This window comes from Mucilaginibacter terrae (genome assembly GCF_042679325.1).
Lineage (GTDB): Bacteria > Bacteroidota > Bacteroidia > Sphingobacteriales > Sphingobacteriaceae > Mucilaginibacter > Mucilaginibacter terrae.
Genome location: NZ_JBHTMJ010000004.1, coordinates 13,562 through 31,127, shown reverse-complemented (window position 1 = coordinate 31,127; position 17,566 = coordinate 13,562). Strand labels below are relative to the sequence as shown.

General features: G+C 40.1%; 17 protein-coding genes. All 17 read right to left on the bottom strand.

All coding sequences use genetic code 11. The features are described from left to right. Positions 1-7: 7 nt before the first annotated feature. The 17 genes from ACFQ3S_RS05105 to ACFQ3S_RS05025 all read right to left on the bottom strand — a co-directional run bounded on the left by ACFQ3S_RS05105 (position 8) and on the right by ACFQ3S_RS05025 (position 17,530). Positions 8-1,162, bottom strand: a complete 1,155-nt coding sequence (locus ACFQ3S_RS05105) for an acyltransferase family protein (RefSeq protein WP_377161915.1) — start codon at positions 1,160-1,162, stop codon at positions 8-10. Positions 1,163-1,172: 10 nt separating this feature from the next. Then, positions 1,173-2,006 (bottom strand): phytanoyl-CoA dioxygenase family protein, encoded by an 834-nt coding sequence (locus tag ACFQ3S_RS05100; protein ID WP_377161913.1) that lies wholly within the window; start codon positions 2,004-2,006, stop codon positions 1,173-1,175. Next, entirely contained in the window at positions 1,993-3,264 is a 1,272-nt protein-coding gene (locus ACFQ3S_RS05095) for an ABC transporter ATP-binding protein (protein ID WP_377161911.1), read from the bottom strand. The genes ACFQ3S_RS05100 and ACFQ3S_RS05095 overlap by 14 nt, the downstream gene beginning before the upstream one ends. Before the next feature lie 54 nt (positions 3,265-3,318). Next, on the bottom strand, positions 3,319-4,194 hold the full coding sequence (locus ACFQ3S_RS05090; protein ID WP_377161909.1) for an ABC transporter permease: 876 nt from the start codon (positions 4,192-4,194) through the stop codon (positions 3,319-3,321). 30 nt (positions 4,195-4,224) lie between these two features. Further along, positions 4,225-4,767: an ArsR family transcriptional regulator gene (locus ACFQ3S_RS05085; protein ID WP_377161907.1), complete on the bottom strand. Its 543-nt coding sequence runs from the start codon at positions 4,765-4,767 to the stop codon at positions 4,225-4,227. A 164-nt stretch (positions 4,768-4,931) separates the two neighbouring features. Beyond that, positions 4,932-5,423, bottom strand: a complete 492-nt coding sequence (locus ACFQ3S_RS05080) for a hypothetical protein (RefSeq protein ID WP_377161905.1) — start codon at positions 5,421-5,423, stop codon at positions 4,932-4,934. 71 nt (positions 5,424-5,494) lie between these two features. After that, on the bottom strand, positions 5,495-7,057 hold the full coding sequence (gene rny / locus ACFQ3S_RS05075; protein ID WP_377161903.1) for a ribonuclease Y: 1,563 nt from the start codon (positions 7,055-7,057) through the stop codon (positions 5,495-5,497). 199 nt (positions 7,058-7,256) lie between these two features. Next, positions 7,257-7,550: a cell division protein ZapA gene (locus ACFQ3S_RS05070; protein ID WP_377161901.1), complete on the bottom strand. Its 294-nt coding sequence runs from the start codon at positions 7,548-7,550 to the stop codon at positions 7,257-7,259. A gap of 22 nt (positions 7,551-7,572) precedes the next feature. Further along, the gene (locus ACFQ3S_RS05065; RefSeq protein WP_377161899.1) at positions 7,573-7,863 is read right to left on the bottom strand and encodes a hypothetical protein; all 291 of its coding nucleotides are present in this window, start codon (positions 7,861-7,863) and stop codon (positions 7,573-7,575) included. Positions 7,864-7,866: 3 nt separating this feature from the next. After that, on the bottom strand, positions 7,867-8,427 hold the full coding sequence (locus ACFQ3S_RS05060) for a hypothetical protein (protein ID WP_377161897.1): 561 nt from the start codon (positions 8,425-8,427) through the stop codon (positions 7,867-7,869). Next, the gene (locus ACFQ3S_RS05055; RefSeq protein WP_377161895.1) at positions 8,420-8,863 is read right to left on the bottom strand and encodes a hypothetical protein; all 444 of its coding nucleotides are present in this window, start codon (positions 8,861-8,863) and stop codon (positions 8,420-8,422) included. The genes ACFQ3S_RS05060 and ACFQ3S_RS05055 overlap by 8 nt, the downstream gene beginning before the upstream one ends. Positions 8,864-8,874: 11 nt before the next feature. Further along, positions 8,875-11,277, bottom strand: coding sequence for a phenylalanine--tRNA ligase subunit beta (gene pheT / locus ACFQ3S_RS05050; protein ID WP_377161893.1), 2,403 nt, complete (start codon positions 11,275-11,277; stop codon positions 8,875-8,877). Positions 11,278-11,592: 315 nt separating this feature from the next. After that, positions 11,593-13,077, bottom strand: a complete 1,485-nt coding sequence (locus ACFQ3S_RS05045; protein WP_377161891.1) for a TonB-dependent receptor — start codon at positions 13,075-13,077, stop codon at positions 11,593-11,595. Positions 13,078-13,216: 139 nt separating this feature from the next. After that, positions 13,217-13,792, bottom strand: coding sequence for a hypothetical protein (locus tag ACFQ3S_RS05040; RefSeq protein ID WP_377161890.1), 576 nt, complete (start codon positions 13,790-13,792; stop codon positions 13,217-13,219). Positions 13,793-13,874: 82 nt separating this feature from the next. Then, complete coding sequence (locus tag ACFQ3S_RS05035; protein ID WP_377161888.1) at positions 13,875-15,185, bottom strand: PAS domain S-box protein; 1,311 nt, start codon at positions 15,183-15,185, stop codon at positions 13,875-13,877. Between the two features lie 321 nt (positions 15,186-15,506). Then, positions 15,507-16,550, bottom strand: coding sequence for an NAD(P)-dependent alcohol dehydrogenase (locus ACFQ3S_RS05030; protein WP_377161886.1), 1,044 nt, complete (start codon positions 16,548-16,550; stop codon positions 15,507-15,509). An 86-nt stretch (positions 16,551-16,636) separates the two neighbouring features. Further along, positions 16,637-17,530 (bottom strand): helix-turn-helix domain-containing protein, encoded by an 894-nt coding sequence (locus ACFQ3S_RS05025; RefSeq protein ID WP_377161884.1) that lies wholly within the window; start codon positions 17,528-17,530, stop codon positions 16,637-16,639. Positions 17,531-17,566: the final 36 nt, after the last annotated feature.

Sequence of the window (17,566 nt, the reverse complement as noted above, 5' to 3'; positions counted from 1 at the left end):
ACCTTAATTAAGCAGACGAGCTACCGCTTTTTACAATCATAAATCCTGTTTTATAGTTCAGAATCGGCTTCTCTAAAACGTAAAAAGATATTGTACTAATTAAAACCGTTGAGCTTATAACCAGTGTATATAATACAATATTGTAGGTTAACAGCTCCATGTTCTTAAACCTGCTAAGCAACGCTAAACAGGCTGCTATACAAACCGAATGATACAAGTATATACCGAACGATATTTTTCCTAAAAATTCAGATACAGGGTTTACAGCCTTTAAAATTGTTTGTGTGTTGGTAGATATGTTCAAGATAAGGACTACATACAGGTTGGCGAAAACCAAATTTGTAAACGGACCAAGATCAGGAGCTATGAACAACATGATACCAACCAGGCAAAATGCAATCAATTGCGTCCACTTACTGTATATCAAACTTAACTGTTTCTTTTTGTAATAATAAACAACGGCAGCAAACGCTCCTACCAACATGGCATCATACTCTAAAAAATGATAAGCCACAAAAAGCATTTTATGTACTCCCGGACCTGTGTGGTATTTTTCAATACCCAACCAAAGTATCACCTTGAGCAAAACTATGATTGCTAAAATTCCTATCAATACGCGCGGCAACAAGTTTGCGTTAACCTTTCTTACCAGCCAGGGCCATACTAAATAAAATTGTTCTTCGGTACCTATAGACCATAGCACACCAATGGTGAAAATTGAGCCATAAGCAAACAGCATAGCATTTGGTAAGAACGCAACTGTTAAAAACAGCTTGGCAAATAAATGCGGGTGCGTTTTAACAGGAAAGTAAGACGGGTTAAATATATAAGGCCATACAAAAAAGCCCAGTACCACAACTAAAAAATAGAGTGGCCAAATGCGTAATGCCCGCCGTATATAAAACTTCTTTATATCAACCGTACCTGTACGTTCGTTTTCTGTTAACAGCAAGTAGGTAATTAGAAAACCGCTTAGTGCAAAAAAAATAATAACACCATGATGGCCTATATTTTCAATGAAAAGCTTTAATTTTTCTACTTTAAAAAGGCTATAACCACCACTTTTATTTTTAAAAGATTCGATATGCGTAATAATAACCAGTAAAACAGCAACACAACGTATTGAGTTTAGTCCCGGAAAAAATACGCGTTTGTTATCCACTATTTAAAAACTAAAAGCGTTGTAACCTTTTACCTACTTTGTTTAATACCTTTTGTACAATATTTTTTTTAGGCTGCGGCGCGGGGGCTGGTGCAGGCTGCGGCTTTTCGTACGGCTTATTGTAACGCTGCCTGATGCTTTCGGGCAACCCACCTCTTAATACAAACGGGGTTGAACGTGGTGTAAAAATCTGCTCAAATCCCTGATATGATATCCTATAAGCCCTTCTTGGTTTTTCTGAAACAATACGATCGCTCGAGTGCAGTAGTAACTGGTTAAAAATTAAAACATCACCGGCTTCCAATTCGGCAAATATGTAATCTTCAAGTTTAATACCGTCTAATTTTAAGCGTGTATGATGTGTTTCGCCTGGTACGGTAAACCAAGGTAAAAATCCGTTCTTGTGCGATCCCGGGATTACTTTCATAGCACCGTTATCAATTAAAACATCATCTAAAGCTATCCAGGCAATAAACTTGATAGGCTCGGTAGGGCGATTGATAAAATCCTGGTGCCATGGCACTTCATTGTTCTTTCCTTTTGGCTTATACACGAGGCTATTTTCATACAAAAATATGTCCTCGCCAACAACCTTCGATATTTCGTCCAGAATAACTTCATTTTTTGCTAATTCCTGAAATTCCGGGTGTCTTTGGAATAGGTCGTACAATGCACCCTGATCTGTTCTGTGGCGCATGTAATATGGTGAAAAAGGGTCTTCCAATTCCTTTTCTCCATCTTGTATGATACGGTCGGTTAGATCGCGCATTTTTGACAGCGTATCACCATCAAATACTTTTTTCAGGATTACAAATCCATGATCGTTAAAATTATACTGTTCCATTGGTACTGAATGTTTTTGTTACAAAATCAATATTGGGTTTAATTATTCCTTCTCTTACAGCGGTTGATTCTGTAAGCCGAGTTGATTCTTCAACTTCAAATGTTAACAGGTCTTCAAAAAAATCAAATCTTTCGCTCTTCATGTCCGAAAAAGAGAAAGTCACCTTAAAAGTGCTGGGCGAAAGCATGTGAACCGGTACAGCAAACTGCACTTTATACTCACCGGCTTCTTTAGTAAAAATGCTTTGGTCTCTGTCAGTATCCCTTAAAGTGATGATAGTAATACCCTGTGCATTGTTTATTCTTACAGATACCACACTTCCTACTTTCCTCTTTACAACATACGATACAAAGATGTTGACTAAGGCATTATCTTCTATCTCTATTTTTGCTGTAAGTAATTCAATAGGCTTAGTGTCGCTTAGTTCTTTCTTTTCAAAATAAAGATTATTACCTGTATTTTGCTGATTGGCATTCTGGTATAACAAGGCAATTTTGGCTGTTGGCCCGCTATCAATTAACCTACCCTGGTCCATAAATATACAATTATCGGTAAGCGCATATATGGAACCGATATTATGGCTTACAAATAATACGGTACGGCCTTCGCCCTTGCTTACATCATTTATTTTGCCAAGGCACTTTTTTTGAAATTCGGCATCGCCTACGGCAAGCACTTCATCAACAATCAGGATCTCACTTTCGAGATAAGCGGCAACGGCAAAAGCTAAACGCACATACATACCGCTCGAATAACGTTTAACAGGGGTATCTATATAACGCTCAACCCCGGCAAAATCAACTATTTCATCAAAGTGTTTTTTAATTTCGTGCTTACGCATCCCTAAAATGGTACCGTTCAAATATACATTTTCACGGCCCGATAATTCCGGGTGAAAACCGGTTCCAACTTCGAGTAAGCTGGCTACGCGGCCCTTAATTTTTACATTACCAATAGTAGGTGCTGTTACCCGGCTTAAAATTTTAAGCAAGGTGCTTTTGCCAGCGCCGTTGCGGCCAATTATACCCACGGCATCGCCCTGCTCAATGTTAAAGTTAACATCACGCAATGACCATACGTAATTGCTTGTGCCTGCTTTAGTACGGTCGTTAGTTTCACCAATTTTTAAGTAAGGGTCTTCTTTACCACGCATGGTATGCCACCAACGGTTTAAATCATGGCCCATTGACCCTGTTCCTATTTTTCCTAAACGATATTGTTTAGATAGGTTTTCTACCTGGATTACGTTGTTACTCATTTATTTTTTAATGAAATCTTTACTTATAGTAATATAACTTTATGAACCCTTGTATTAAACCGTATCCATAAAGGTTTTTTCAACCTTAGTGAAAATGGCCGCACCTAAAAACATTAATACAAACATAAACGCCAGGCAATATAATAAACCAGGTATTGAAACAGTGCCATGACCAATTACACAGTATTTAAATGCTTCTACCGCATAAGCCAAAGGGTTATACGCTACAAACTGGCCGTATGATTTACCCTTTAAATAAGCCAAAGGATAAATAACAGGAGTAAGATACATGATCAATTGTACTGCAAATGTGATCAGGACCGAAAAATCGCGGTACTTGGTGGTTACCGATGAAATTATAATGCCAATACCTAAACCTAAACCCGCCATCATGGTAATAATAAAGGGCACAAAAAGCCAGTTCCAGCTTAAAGGAAACGGATAGCCGTTAACAAAATGCGAGTAGGCCATAGTGGCAACCAGTAATAAAAACTGGATACCAAATTTTACGATATTTGATAACACGGTGGCTAAAGGCAGCACCAGGCGCGGAAAGTACACTTTACCAAAAATAGAAGCATTTGAAGTAAAGGTAGAGGAGGTTGAAGTTAAGCAGGTTGAAAAATAAGACCAGATAATATTACCCGCCATATAAAAAACAATAGGATCGCCATCAACCGGTATGCGTGCTATTTTATTAAACACCAGTACAAACATAATGGAAGTAAGTATTGGTTGTATAAAGTGCCACAGCGGACCTAATACGGTTTGCTTGTACTGGGCAACAAAATCGCGGCGTACAAACAAGACCATCAGATCGCGGTAATGCCATACTTCGGCAAGCCGGATATCGAACCAGCCTGTTTTGGGTTTAATTTCTATATCCCAATGATCGGTGCTGGCTGTATTAGTGGTAGTAGTAATACTCATTCTATATATTTTAGATGTTTGAATTAAATTTTATAAAGCAAACTCCTTGTTTTCCTGCCATATCAGCAGCGCGTTATTATTAGCTAAGTACCCGGCCAATTGATCGGGGCTTATAATATCGAGGTTTACTTTCCGCTTAATCATTCCTTCAACCTTATTAATTAAGCCCGATATGTATTGCTGATTAAGATTATCCCCTATCAGGAGCAGATCTATGGTATCTTTATCTATTCCGCGGGCAAAATTGCCGGTTATATAAGCCGATTGCAAATCGCCCACACGGCGCAATACCTTTTCAATGATCTCATCAATGCCCACAAACTTCATCAACAAGCTGTGAATATCGTTATATATACTATTGCTTTTATTAGCCTGATAAATTTTTTTATTACCCTCGGTTGATGATACCAGCAAACCGGCATCTTCAAAACGGTTAAGTTCTATACGGATAGCATTGCTCGATTCACCGAACTCGGTTTCTAACCCGCGCAAATAAGATTTATTATTGCCATTCAAAAAAAATTTGAGCAGCAATTTTAAACGGGTTTTAGAGGTTATGAGCGCGTCGAGCATGTAAATGATTCTAACTAAAATTAACTTTTAGGATAGATTGAGTAACAAAACTACTCAATTATATTTTACATGCAAAATATTTTTTCAATATTTTTAAGCTTACGCACTAATATTTAAAACTTTCATTAATTAATTAACATAATATTAAAATTATGACAAATTAATTAATATCTAACTTTAATTGATTTGAGTATTTTAACGATAAACCATGTGGATGCTTTTTTTAATAGCGGAAACAGGTTACCTGCTTTTTTAGCATTCATAATTGATAACTGAAGCCCTATCCCTAACGTCGCCAACATTAAACCAGCTAACCACAGTTGCATACCGCCGGCTTTTTCGGCCTGCTCCAGTTGAATAATACCATACGAAAACCCGAACAGCATAAATAACAAAACGTAAGATACCATGGGCGATAATCTTAAATGATAATAGATCAATGCCGCTATTAAAAAAGAAGCCCAGTTTAAATAGCCGTTATAACGCCCTAAAAAAGCGATAGGTGGAAAAGGCAAAGCCCATGTGAGTGCCATTAACCCAAACATCATTAACGGTACAGCTATAAGGAGGATGTATGAATTATTTACACGTTGGTACACTTGGTTGTACGCTTCAAAATCTCGGTCAACCGGTCGTTGTTCAACTGGGCTTTGCATAAACTTAAACAGATTAAAAAAAGCGACAAGGTTAACTCTTGTCGCTTCAAAATTATAATTAAAATTATACTTTATTTGGCAAATGCTACCGAACGTGTTTCGCGGATCACGGTAACCTTAATTTGACCCGGATAAGTCATTTCGGTTTGGATACGGTTGGAGATATCAGCCGCCAGTATTTCAGACTGGGCATCGCTGATCTTCTCGCTCTCTACCACCACACGCAACTCACGGCCGGCCTGTATAGCAAAGGTTTTTTCCACACCAGGGTATGATAATGCCAGTTCTTCCAGTTCTTTTAAACGTTTGATATAGCTTTCTACCACCTCACGGCGGGCACCTGGGCGGGCACCCGAAATGGCGTCACAAGCCTGAATAATTGGCGAGATCATAGAAGTCATTTCTACCTCATCGTGGTGGGCACCAATGGCGTTACACACTTCTGGATGTTCCTTATATTTTTCGGCTAACTGCATACCCAAAATAGCATGTGGCAATTCCGGGTTATCATCAGGCACCTTACCAATATCGTGTAATAGACCGGCACGTTTAGCCATTTTAACGTTCAGGCCTAATTCAGCCGCCATGGTAGCGCAAAAGTTTGCTACCTCACGCGAGTGCTGCAACAGGTTTTGCCCGTACGATGACCGGTAACGCATACGGCCAACCATGCGGATCAGTTCTGGATGCAAACCATGAATCCCTAAATCGATCACGGTACGCTCGCCTATTTCAACGATCTCTTCTTCAATTTGCTTGCGGGTTTTAGCTACCACTTCCTCAATACGGGCCGGGTGAATACGGCCATCGGTTACCAAACGGTGCATAGCCAAACGGGCTATCTCGCGGCGTACCGGGTCAAAACCCGAAAGAATTATGGCCTCCGGTGTGTCATCAACAATAATCTCGATACCGGTTGCTGCTTCCAGCGCACGGATGTTGCGCCCTTCGCGACCAATGATACGGCCTTTGATCTCGTCGTTCTCGATGTTAAATATTGATACCGTATTTTCGATAGCGCTCTCGGTAGCGGTACGTTGTATGGTTTGAATAACCACCTTTTTGGCTTCCTTGGTTGCCGTAAGTTTAGCTTCGTCTACAATATCCTTGATCTGCATCATGGCTTTGGTACGGGCTTCTTCGCGCAGGGTATCAACTAACTGGTTCTTGGCTTCTTCGGCAGTAAGACCGGCAATGGTTTCCAATTGCTGTACGTGCTGTTGTTTTAGATGCTCAACTTCTTCCTGTTTTTTATTCAGAATTTCGGTTTGCTTTTCTAAATTTTTGCGGGTACCGTCCAGCTCATTTTCTTTACGATTGGCACTTTCCAGCTTTTGATTCAGCGATTGTTCTTTTTGCTTGATGGAGTTTTCGCGTTGGTTTATGGCGTTATTTTTAGCGTTTACCTCTTGCTCATGTTCGGCTTTCAACTGCAAAAAGCGTTCCTTAGCCTCCAGCTGCTTGTTCTTTTTGAGGATCTCTGCATTGTTCTCAGCATCCTTTAGTATTTTTTTGGCTTTGTTTTGTGCCGATAGGTCCCGCTCTTTAAATAGCTTATTGAGGAGGTAACGCCCTATAGCGAAACCAATGATGGCTCCAACCAGCAGGCCGATTATAACTTCTAAAATGTTCATAATTTGGTATATAAAATAAAAAACCGCAACTCCTTTTTTAAGCATCATTGCCTTTAGGCATACTGCCAAACAGGGCCACCAGGTAAAAACTACTACCTGCTGGTAACCAAATGACAGCAAGCCTGCGCTTGCCAGTGAATCTTAAAAACTTAACTGCGGTTAAATTTAATTTGCTCTAATAATTTTTAATAAAGAACGCTTATTGCTTGTTAAAGAATTCGGTTAACATATGATCTAACAGGTAAGCTTTTTCGGCCACGGTAGTATCTTCTACCGTTACCTTGCGTTCTGCTTTTAACGAGGCCGTTGCATAATGCAACACGCTCATCGAAAGCAGGTCCTGTTTGTCTTTAACTGCATAATTATCCTGATATTCTTTTATGCGGTCATTGATCATTTTGGCTGCCCTGCGTATCAATTCCTCTTCTTCCATCTCTACCTTTAAAGGGTAAACACGGTCGGCAATATTTATTTTTATGGAGATCTCTCCCATTGAGCTTGTTCACTTAATAGTGTTACTTTTTTAGCAACACAATACACTTATCAATTTCCCGCACAAATTCGTTAATTTTTTGCTTGATGTCAAGGCTTTTTTCATTTGTTTCTGAAAATGATTTTGCCAGTTTCAATACACGAAGCTTTTCCTCAAGGTCTTTACCCTTATCCTTACTCACATTTAACGCCGCACTTAACGACTGATTTTCCAGCTTAAGTAGGTCATTCTCTTCCTGCAAGGCACCACAAAGCGCTATTAAACGCTCTGTTTTTTCTACTACAATACTTAACTGATCAGTTACTGATGGCATGATTTAAACGTAATTCCCAACTATTGAACAAACACTTTTAACAATTTCGTACACTACATCTACAGTGTAAGGCTCTCTTCTTCCAAACTTTGGATTCCAATAACGTCCATGTGCAAGCCAATGACGATAATTTAGTAACCCTATAAAATCACTAAAGCATAAATCAGACGTCACATTTTTCCAAGTATTTAAGATATCCCCCTCTAAGGACACCTTTTTTCCTTTAATCTTATGTATGTCTCTAAAATATCTTCCTACTAAAGATTTATTTTTATCATAGCATTTTTCAAAATAATCAAATCTAACAATGCCTTCAGTTGCTGAAATTAAATCAAAGCAAACTAAGTGTTCTAATTCTATTTCACTGACATTAAAATATTTATTTATCTCATCAATGCTTAGATCAATAAATTTCTCTCTTGATTTTAAAAACAAGCTCTCATTTAGAACTATTGCATTAATTATACTATACCTAAATGACTGAAGGGCAGTCAATTGGTCATCATACCAATTTATAATTTCATCTAATGATTTAACATTATCAGAAAGTGAAACTTTAGCCATTAATCAATTCTTCTATCACAGCTTTGAATGATTCTTCATTAACTGTCCACCGTTTCATTTTATCATGGCTATTAACAAACTTCCATTCATTCCATTGTTGTTCGACTATCATAAGAGATCCTTTAGGCCCTCTTATATCAATCCTACCGTAAGATCCCAGCAGCAAAGTACCTACGGGAACCAAAGACACAATATCATTTCCTATGACAATATCAAATTGATTTATGGAATATCTCCCAATGTATTCCTCATATATAGAAATTTCTCTATATGATGTTCTTAACAATGATTGAGAAATAAATGGTAAAAACCATATACCAATATTTCTATACAAATTATTAACAGAATTTATCCATTGACTTTTTCGAGCAATCCAATCAACAGGTTTTTCGTTCTGATTCTTTGCTTTCAAAAAATCTTCAAAAGAGTTTGTCATACAGTTTACAATTACTTTCTTATTTCTGCTCCGGCTTCTTTGCCAAAATTATAGATTAATTTTTGCATAATGGTGTCAATGGCCTTATCGGTCAGTGTTTTTTCTTCATCCTGCAGCATAAAGCTTAGGGCGTACGATTTTTTCCCGGCCGGTAGCTTATCACCCTGGTAAACGTCGAAAACACTTACATCGGATAATAGTTTACGTTCTGTTTTTTGGGCTATTTGCTTTAACTGACCAAAGGTTACTGCCGTATCAACCAGCATAGACAGATCGCGGCGAACGGATGGAAACTTGGAGATCTCTTTATTAACGATCTTGTTTTTGCGTACTATGTTCAGCAGCACATCAAAATTAAAGTCGGCATAAAATACTTCTTTTTCCATACCTGCCTTTTTTAAGGCACCCGGTAATACCGCACCAAACTTAACCAGCGTTTTGCTGCCGCGATAGTTGTATTGCAAACCGTAAGCAAACTCATGGTCGCTTATCTCATCAACCGTGTAATCACCGATACTTAATCTTTCCAATATACCTTCCACAGTAGCTTTAAGGTGATAGAATGACACCGGGTTAGTTTTTTGGTTCCACTGCTCGGGCTGGGTTGCACCAGATATAAATACCGAGAACTTTTGGTTTTCCGCATACTTGTCATCCTCAAAAAAGTAGGTTTTTCCAAACTCGTAAAATTTCAAGTCGGCCTGACGACGGTTCTGGTTGTATGCTATAGCTTCCAAACCCGAATACAGCAGCGTTTGGCGCATAATATCCAGGTCGTTACTTAGCGGGTTCAGCAGCTTAACGGCATTATCCAAACTTTCGGAGTACGACGAGCTGGTTAAGGAGTTAGACAGCGTTTCGTTAAAGCCATTGGCCGATAGCAGTTCGGATATGGCATTTTGCACCGTATCCTTTTCGGGCCGTTGCGAGTTGTTTAACGAGGCACGGATCTGTGTAGGGATCTCAATATTGTTATAACCGTAAATACGGAGAATCTCTTCAATAATATCAACTTCACGGGTTACATCCACACGGTAAGGCGGCACTTGCAGCGACAAACCTTCTCCAGTTTCCTTTACAATGGTTATATCAAGGGCAGTAATAATAGACTTAATAGTATCCTGACCTAATGCCTTACCAATGAGCCTGTCAATATTACGGTAAGTAACATCAACCGCAAACGGCTCTGCCGGGGCCGGGTAAATATCCGAAATTTCGGATGAGATTACGCCGCCAGCCACCTGCTGAATTAACAGCGCGGCACGTTTGAGGGCAAACACGGTCATGTTAGGATCCACCCCACGCTCAAAGCGGAAAGATGCATCAGTCTTTAAGCCAAAGCGCTTAGATGTTTTACGTACCGATACCGGGTTGAAGTAAGCACTTTCGAGAAAAACCGCAGTGGTACTTTCCTTAACGCCCGAACTGGCTCCACCGAAAACACCTGCAATACACATAGGCCCTTCAGTATTACCTATCATCAAGTCATTGGCAAAGAGTTTACGCTCCACACCATCGAGGGTAACAAAGGTTGCTCCTTCTGAGTAGGTTTTTACCAATACCTGGTTGCCGCTTATGGCATCGGCATCAAAGGCATGCAGGGGCTGACCTAACTCGTGCAACACGTAATTGGTCACGTCCACAATATTGTTAATAGACCGAACACCTATAACGGCCAAACGCTCTTTCAGCCATTGTGGAGAATCCTGAACTTTTACACCTGTAATGGTTACACTGGCATAACGCGGACAAGCTGCTTCGGCTTCAATGGTAACAGGAATAGTTCTATCGGTATTATCTACTTTAAAAGCGGAAACATCGGGTTTATTGATGCCAATTTTTAGGAAAGCGGCAATATCACGGGCGGTACCCAGGTGCGAGGTGGCATCGGCCCGGTTAGGGGTTAAGCCTATTTCGTACAGATAGTCGTCGTTTATTTTAAAGTATTCTTTTGCCGGGCTGCCTATTGGAGCATCAGCATCTAATTCCATAATACCGGCATGATCGGTACCTAAACCAATTTCATCCTCGGCGCAGATCATCCCTTCCGATACCTCTCCCCTGATTTCTGATTTATTGATTTTGAACGGCTCGCCGGCTGTTGGATGAACGGTTGTGCCTACTACGGCAACCACCACTTTTTGTCCGGCTGATACGTTATGCGCGCCGCAAATAATTTGCAGGTCTTCGGGGCCGCCAACATCTACTTTGGTAATGCGCAGGCGGTCGGCATTAGGGTGTTGCTCTGCATCTTTTACATAGCCAATTACCAGGCCTTCCAGTCCACCTGGAATAGCCTTTACTTTTTCCAGGCTTTCAACCTCCAAGCCAATGCCGGTTAGTATCTGTGATATATCTTCGGGCGATTTATCGGTACTAATAAATTCTTTAAGCCAGTTATACGAAATCTTCATTATTTACTATAATGGCCAAAGATAGAAATTTTTTAATGTGCAGGCAGGCCGATATTGTAGATCGGGCGCGGTGAATATGCCTGTAATTTTGTTCCCGATACTAAATACGCTATCCCATAACAGCAAACAGCATTAGGTTTAAGCCATATATGTACAGCGGGTTCTGCGAAGATTTTAAACTGGAGATTATGGCTAAGTACCTATCCTCAACATTTACCACTGCTAAAAATGAGATAAGGAACTCGGTAAAACTTATTTTACACAGCCGAATAGAGGTAATTGCTTACCAATTTAACCGCTTTACAACTCCGAAACCTACACGTTACCTGTAGCAGTTATATTAGTTAGTTGATTAGGAGTATCCATTAAAGGAGTATCGCAAGGGTAACCAAATAAGCACCGGTCTTTAATCATGGTGGCAACTTCGGCAGGTACAAACTCCTCCCAGCCATCAGCCCCTTGTTTTATCATTTGTAAAACAGTATCGGTTTCTAACTGCAAATTGCTTTCTTTATAATGCCTGATGTCCTCTATCTTATTATTGGCTATAAGGTAACGGTACAAATCTATCAGGTGGGGCGGCAAAGAAAACTTTAAGCAATTCCAGATCATGCCATCGCGCAGGGTTGGGTATATAAAAAGCTTAACGCTGCGACTGAATAGCGTGGCAAACGATTCTAAAATACCACCTTGCAGGCTCTTATAATGCTCTTCCGAAAAAATATACTCCAGGTTAGGATACCCCAGTATCATTCCAATTTTTAATTTCGTAATTTTAGAAAGATAAGCCACCAATTTATAATACTCATGAAAATTGGAGATCATTACGGTTTGCCCCAGCGAACACAGAATATCTACACGGTCTAAAAAATCTTTTTCATCTATCTCGGCACTTTCATCCGCATCTCTTTCCTTGAGCGATTGCAGGGTAAGCTCTGTAACCACCATTACCTTGGTTTCGTCAACATCGGGTTCCTGTAAAAATTGTTTTACCCCGTTGTTCAACATATCTAAATGCACATTAATAATAGGACGGAAACGTCCGCGGATAACCACAATGTGCTTTTTATACAATACTTCCGAAGGCTGCAGGTTTTTACCGTCGGGGCCAAAAAGGGCTGCGTCCGAAAACCCGTATTTTACCAGGTGCAGGCTCATCAGGCGGTTGTCTACCTTGGTAAACCGCGGCCCCTCAAACCTAATCATATCTATCTGGATACTATCTTTAGATAAATTATCCATTAAAGATTGCAAAAAGATGGAAGGAACCTCGTTATAATAAAAACAGGCATAAATAAGGTTTACACCCAATATACCTACTGCCTGTTGCTGTAAATTGTTATCATTATCCAGCAGTTTAACGTGTATCACCACGTCATGATAGTATCCTTCGGGCTCCAGTTGAAAGCGCACGCCCATCCAGCCATGCCCGTCGTTAGTTTTATGGTAGTTTAAAGCCGAAAATGTACCCGAAAAAGCAAAAAATGTACTGGTTTTACCCCGTTGCTCATCAAGGCGTTCTATCATTAAGCCGTACTCGCGTTCGAGCATGGCTATTAGGCGCTGCTCCGTAACATAGCGTTTAACTTGTTGCGCACCATATATAGCATCCGAAAATATCATATCATAAGCCGACATGGTTTTGGCTATGGTACCCGACGACGCTCCTGCTTTAAAAAAGTTGGCGGCTACATCCTGGCCCGCGCCTATCTCGGCAAATGAACCATAAATTTGAGGGTCGAGGTTAATGGCGAGAGCTTTTTGCTTGGTGCCTATATCTTTATTATGAATGGTGCTCATAAACTTAAATACTGGTGTTTATTATTGCCATTATGATGGGCTGCGACAGTGCCTAAAAGTACTACTTTTTACATAAATTACCAGATGCGGCCTTACTTAACGCTAAACTTAACCTGTTTTTAACTTTATGCGACAGCGTTTATATTATCCTGATCACTTTTTTTACAGGCGGGGCTTTCCTCACCGAGTTGGCCATGCGTTTAATAAATAAGTAGTTGGCAGTACCGCCAATTACCGCTCCCACTACAGGTACCAGGCGCCTTGCTGTTTTAGACCCTACTGTAAGCAACAATTTTTGAGCAACCTCTTCCATAACCGTTTTTGACATGGCCATACCGGTATCTACTTTTAAGGATGAGGCCACAATCTTAAAAAACTCGTCGAAACTTAATTTGTAACTACCTGTATGATAGTATGATACCGCCAGTGTAACCCTGAATTGCTGGCTTATGAGGTTAATAATATCCAACGGTACACCAATTAACATGGTAGTAATGCCACCAGCCCCGGTTATAACGCCCGAACCCGCAGCCAGTAAAGCGCACTGGTTTATGAACTTATCGAGGCCCATTTGGTCTACACCTTTTTTGATGCCCAATTGGTCTATTTGATCAAATATTTTTTGGAACCCGCCCGATGATAGATGGTTAAAGCCTTTCCGGAAGTTGCTCTTAGCTTTTTGCAAATCAAATTTAGGTAGTGTTATGGCGCGCATGACAATTATGGTTTATAATTGATGTGCTATTTTCATGCCATATAATTTATGCATCATTAAGTATGTTAATAAACTTAGTGCATTATATGTCTTTATCTATATCGGGCAATATTTCTTCACTATGACTAACAATGGTTGTGATCACGTGATCTAATTCTTTAACCGATTGATCCAGGTACCTGATCAACTCGCCGTCGGCAGGTTTGTCGGTTTCTTCAGCTATCAGATCGGTTAAGGCAATTATGCGAGCCAGTGGGGCACGTACCACGTGCGATTGCATAAAAGCGATTTCTTCCAGCCTTTTATTTTGCTTTTCTATAGCACGGGTATGCTCAATTTGATCTGTAATATTACGCATTATAGCCAAGCGGGCCGTGTTGCCCTCAAAAGAAATTTCACTACACCTTACTTCTACATAATAAACCTTTCCGCGCTTGGTACGGTGCTGGCTAATGGTTTGATCTATGTCTTTATTAGGTATCGTTTTTGATAGATCCTCTGAAAGATGAGCTACCATTTCATCGGTATCAATATCATTAATAGTCATGGCCGAAAACTCCTCATGCGTGTACCCATACTTGTAAGTAGCCGTTTCATTTACCTGCAAAATACGTAAAGTTACGGCATCAAAGATCCACATAGGCGATGGACTATGTGAAAAAAGACTCCGGTAATGGCTTTCCGATTCTTTTAAAACTTGATTTAGCTTAACTTTTTCATCGTACTCAGCCTGTAGATCGTTAAGTAAAACTGCCTTTTGCTGTAATGTATTTTTCAAGCCGTTAACTGTATGATGTATTAACACAATAATGGCCAAATTCAGAAACAGAAAGCTTAGTGTGTAAGAGATCCAGGAATATAGTGTATAGCGCTCAAATAAAGGCGATGCAAATGGTTTATAATATATACATAACGCCAGCACAGAATAAATAATGACATTAACAGTTACTGTAATACGGCTTACCCGAATAGGAAACTGCAGGGTGATAAATACACTTAGGCTTAGTAAATATATGCTCCCTGCTCCAAATGAACCTAAGCATAACATGAAAATAAGGCTCAGCATATAAAGCATAATTACTATAAATACCTTTCGAAAGTACAAGGCAATGTGTTGGTTGAGCGAAACGCAACCTATCGTTACCATTGTAAAAATGTCGAAATAAGCTACGAACAGTTGGCCTTGCAAATAGGCTATAATGGCGCTCGGCAAAGCTATTAATAATCCTAATGGCAAAGCATAGGTAACAAGCTTTGTAAAAAGACTTTGTTGCCAATAGGTAATATCTTCAATATCAACTGTTTTTACGGCTGTTACACGCTCAACATATAATTGATACTTATACCATAAGGCCTCACTGGTTTTTGCAGATTGGTGGTCCACTGTTTTCATTTGTTAAGCTAAGTGCAATACACATGCTTTATACCAGTTGGGCACTACATAAGTTACTTATATTTACAATTATATAGCAGGCACGTATGTAAATTGCGAGTTTCAGCTAAATATAAGTTCAAAGAAGCTAATAAGGTATGATATATGCAACTCAAGGCGTATGCTAAAAGGTTTCAACATAATTTAGACAAAAGTTTAGATCATTTGCTTGATTTTTCCAATTACCTATTAGTAAAACCGATCAATGCTTAATAGTCTTTACAGCAAAAAAGCCGCCTCGCAAATACTGCGAGACGGCTCCTCTGTAAGCCTTTTATTGGTTTACTTCAATGTAGCCATATCAATCACAAACCTGTACCTCACATTACCCTTAACCATTCGGTCAAAAGCCGGATGGATGTCTTTTATATCTATAATCTCTATATCAGATACAATGTTGTGTTCGGCGCAAAAGTCCAGCATTTCCTGGGTTTGCGGTAAACCGCCCGCACCCGATCCGGCTATTACTTTATTACCCGTCATTAAGGCAAAAGCGTGCAGCTCGTAAGGCTCGGCAGGTGCACCAACACATATCAGCACACCTTGAATTTTTAACAGGTTAATATAAAGTGCCAGATCATGCTTGGCCGATACCGTATCCAAAATAAAATCGAACGTGCCTTTTACAGATGCCAGTTCTTTGGCATTGGTAGTTACCACAAAATGGTGGGCACCTAATTTTTTCGCATCTTCTCTTTTTGCTTCGGATGTGCTGAGTACAGTAACCTCGGCACCAAAGGCAATCCCAAATTTAACGCCCATGTGCCCCAGACCGCCCAGGCCAATTACAGCTAACTTATGCCCTTTGCCAACTTTCCATTTACGCAACGGCGAGTAAGTAGTTATACCGGCACATAATAAAGGTGCTACACCGGGGAGGTTTAGTTTACTGGATATGTGATGCACAAAATCGGCTTGGGTAACTATATTATTAGCGTAGCCGCCGTAGGTTGGCGCACCATCTTTACCCAGGCTGTTATAGGTTTGCACAGGGCTAACGGCACAAAAATGCTCCAGCCCTTTGTTACACTCATTACAGGTGCGGCACGAATCTACCATAACCCCTACGCCTCCCAGGTCGCCTACTTTAAACTTAGTTACTTCGGCACCAACCCTGGTTACCCGGCCTACAATTTCATGCCCCGGAACCATCGGAAAAATACCGGGGAACCAATCATTATTAATCTGGTGCAAATCGGTATGGCAAACACCGCAGTACAGTATTTCCATCAGTACATCATGTTGGCCAACCTCACGGCGCTCAAAGTTCCAGGGAGCCAAATCGGTTTCAACATTTTGTGCAGCGTATCCTTTAGTTGCTATCATGGTTAAAATTATTAATTTATTTATAGCAAAAATAGGCTCCACCATTCAGCAACCCGCTAAAGCTTTCAAAGTAAAAATTATATTTTTCAAATAATTTTTCTGTAAGCTAAAGGTGTTATGCCTGCAAGTTTTTTAAAGAAATTATTAAAATAGGAGGCGTATTCAAAACCCAGGCTGTACGCAATTTCGCCTACACTCCAGGTGGTATGTATTAATAAGGATTTAGCTTCGGCTAAAGTACGCTCGTTAAGGTGCATGGTTGTACTTTTCCCGGTTATTCCCTGCACGGCCGCATTTAAATGATTAACATGAACAGATAACTTATCGGCATAGTCGCTTGCCTTTTTAAGATTGGGTTTATGCTGTGCAGACTCGACCGGGTACTGATTTTCGAGCAGATTTAAAAATAGTTTAGTGATACGCGATGCCGCGTTAGGCAACGGAAAAAAAGCTGAAGCCGGCTGCATCTTTATAGCTTCATGAATAATAAGCATTAACTGGCTACGAAGCATTTCATATTTATAAACATACTCACTATCAACATCATTACGCATTCGTGCAAATAAGCTTTCAATATAACCTACCTGTGCATCATTTAAAAAATAAACCGGGTTGCCACCGGGTTTATACAACGATGATTCCTGTAAACTTTCCATACGGCCGCCTGCCTGCAAAAATTCTTCGGTAAAAACGCAAAAATAACCCGATGCCTCTTCTGCATCGTTTGCTTCCCAGGCATACGGTACCAGCCGGTTGGTAAAAACTAATGCAGGCCGGTTTATTTTGATGCCCCGGTTAGCATAAAAAAGCTCACTGTTACCCTTGGTAATTAAGCTAATCTTAAAAAAATCGCGCCTGTTATAGGATGATAGCGAACACAGGCCTTCATTTATGGTAGCTACTTTAAACTGTGCATATTCGGGCACCGTAGTTGCCTGATATTGAAATAGCGGCCCTTGTACGGATATTAATGATGCCATGGTGCAAAATTAATAATTTCAAAGGTAACCACCTAT

What these genes read in the sequence shown, in the direction of transcription:
- pheT (WP_377161893.1), bottom strand. Translation starts at nt 11,277, where the DNA reads ATGAAGATTTCGTATAACTGGCTTAAAGAATTTATTAGTACCGATAAA.
- ACFQ3S_RS05025 (WP_377161884.1), bottom strand. Translation starts at nt 17,530, where the DNA reads ATGGCATCATTAATATCCGTACAAGGGCCGCTATTTCAATATCAGGCA.
- ACFQ3S_RS05035 (WP_377161888.1), bottom strand. Translation starts at nt 15,185, where the DNA reads ATGAAAACAGTGGACCACCAATCTGCAAAAACCAGTGAGGCCTTATGG.
- ACFQ3S_RS05100 (WP_377161913.1), bottom strand. Translation starts at nt 2,006, where the DNA reads ATGGAACAGTATAATTTTAACGATCATGGATTTGTAATCCTGAAAAAA.
- ACFQ3S_RS05055 (WP_377161895.1), bottom strand. Translation starts at nt 8,863, where the DNA reads ATGACAAACTCTTTTGAAGATTTTTTGAAAGCAAAGAATCAGAACGAA.
- ACFQ3S_RS05090 (WP_377161909.1), bottom strand. Translation starts at nt 4,194, where the DNA reads ATGAGTATTACTACTACCACTAATACAGCCAGCACCGATCATTGGGAT.
- ACFQ3S_RS05060 (WP_377161897.1), bottom strand. Translation starts at nt 8,427, where the DNA reads ATGGCTAAAGTTTCACTTTCTGATAATGTTAAATCATTAGATGAAATT.
- ACFQ3S_RS05070 (WP_377161901.1), bottom strand. Translation starts at nt 7,550, where the DNA reads ATGGGAGAGATCTCCATAAAAATAAATATTGCCGACCGTGTTTACCCT.
- ACFQ3S_RS05095 (WP_377161911.1), bottom strand. Translation starts at nt 3,264, where the DNA reads ATGAGTAACAACGTAATCCAGGTAGAAAACCTATCTAAACAATATCGT.
- ACFQ3S_RS05085 (WP_377161907.1), bottom strand. Translation starts at nt 4,767, where the DNA reads ATGCTCGACGCGCTCATAACCTCTAAAACCCGTTTAAAATTGCTGCTC.
- ACFQ3S_RS05030 (WP_377161886.1), bottom strand. Translation starts at nt 16,550, where the DNA reads ATGATAGCAACTAAAGGATACGCTGCACAAAATGTTGAAACCGATTTG.
- ACFQ3S_RS05040 (WP_377161890.1), bottom strand. Translation starts at nt 13,792, where the DNA reads ATGCGCGCCATAACACTACCTAAATTTGATTTGCAAAAAGCTAAGAGC.
- rny (WP_377161903.1), bottom strand. Translation starts at nt 7,057, where the DNA reads ATGAACATTTTAGAAGTTATAATCGGCCTGCTGGTTGGAGCCATCATT.
- ACFQ3S_RS05065 (WP_377161899.1), bottom strand. Translation starts at nt 7,863, where the DNA reads ATGCCATCAGTAACTGATCAGTTAAGTATTGTAGTAGAAAAAACAGAG.
- ACFQ3S_RS05045 (WP_377161891.1), bottom strand. Translation starts at nt 13,077, where the DNA reads ATGAGCACCATTCATAATAAAGATATAGGCACCAAGCAAAAAGCTCTC.
- ACFQ3S_RS05080 (WP_377161905.1), bottom strand. Translation starts at nt 5,423, where the DNA reads ATGCAAAGCCCAGTTGAACAACGACCGGTTGACCGAGATTTTGAAGCG.